1 protein-coding gene is annotated in these 1,483 nt (G+C 54.7%); it reads right to left on the reverse strand.

Annotated features, from left to right (window positions below):
• The coding region (locus HMPREF3153_RS09440; RefSeq protein WP_070420666.1) for a DDE-type integrase/transposase/recombinase at positions 1-1,336 on the reverse strand (1,336 nt) is incomplete at its 3' end.
• Between the last annotated feature and the right edge of the window lie 147 nt (positions 1,337-1,483).

The following is a 1,483-nucleotide window of genomic DNA, read 5'->3' on the forward strand; positions in this document are numbered from 1 at the left end:
TCTCACCGTCGTGATCAGTAAAAAATTCCGCATAGTCATCGGTTACGCTGCTGTAGATGGCTCGATTTTTAAAGCGCAGCCCGACGTAGAGGCCGTGTCCCATGACGCGGACCACCCCGCTTTTGTTGATCCACAGCTTGTCCGGGATAGGCCAGAGTGCATTTACACTGGTAGAGCTTGGCATTACGGTTGAGGAATCGGCATGGGGTGTGTCTTGCTGGATCGCCTTTGTGTCGTTACCTGGTGCCTTGTCTGAAGCTGCAACTTCAGCCAGGGCATTATCTGTCGCGACCACTGTGTCGGCTGCTAAGGCATCTGCTTGGTTGTCGGGGTGAATCCGGTGATATTGTCTCGCGATTTTCGTCCATAAAACATCTGGGTCAATCGGCTGCGTCGGTGGCTGGGCATGCGAGATAATCTCCCAGGCTTGGGCTGGGGTGATGTGCATCTTGCCCCTAAGAAGTCCTTGGTGGCGACGGCGTGTGTTGTAGAAGTCGCGGTAGTCGACAATCAACTGTTGGACCTGCGCGAGCGTCGTCGGGCTACGAGCATCCAAAAACCTGGTCATGGTTTGGTGCGATCGCTCGTCTTTGCCTTGCGTCGTGGGAGCAAAACCCGCACTTGATTGAACCCCCAGACTGGCGAGCCAGCGTTCGGTTTGCGACAGCCGGCCGCGATGGTAGGTAGCAAAGGCATCACCGTTGTCAGAGAGGACTTCTTGGGGAAGTCCATAAGCATCAATGGCTCCACGCAGCGTGATGCGGGCATCGGTGCCGTTTTCTGGAGTTCCAAAAGCTCGGGAGCCGACGTCGAAGCGGCTGGCATCGTCGATAACTTGGTAGATAGTCACTTGCGTGTGAGGCGCATCGAAGAGTCTGTAGACAAACGCATCGATCTGCCACAGTTCATTGACTTCGCCCCTGGCAAAGTGCCTGTAGGACTTACGCGGTCGTTTACGTGCATTGATGTCAGCGACGCCAGCCTCGTGCAACCATTGTGCGATTAAAGCTCGTGACGGTGGTTGTTCGTAGCCGAGTTCGTCGAGGAAGAAGTAGAAGATTGACCATGGGCCGCAGTCTTGGCCGCGGGCTTGTAACGTACCGCGAGCTTGCAGGACCTGTTGTCGAATCTTGTCATCGTAGACCCGTCGCGGGTTCAGCGGTGCCGTGCTATCCGGCACGATGCCAGCCCGCCCGCGTTCGGCGATACGTGCTTTGATGTTGTAGTACGTCTGCTTCGATACGCCGATGTTCTTGCAGAACTGCTGGACCGTGATGCCCTCACGGATGGGATCGAAATCCGCTATCTTCTTGCGGAGAGTAATGGGAATTGCCATCCCCACATTGTCAAGAAGCCAGAGTCCAAAAAGTCGTTAGACATCTTGTCCATAAACTTCCTAGACTCCGCGTCAAAAAACTAACTGGACTCCGAGTCCAAAAAGTCAATGGACTCCGAGTCCAAGAAGTCACTAGACATCACAGCA

Source organism: Corynebacterium sp. HMSC06C06 (assembly GCF_001807295.1).
GTDB lineage: Bacteria > Actinomycetota > Actinomycetes > Mycobacteriales > Mycobacteriaceae > Corynebacterium > Corynebacterium striatum.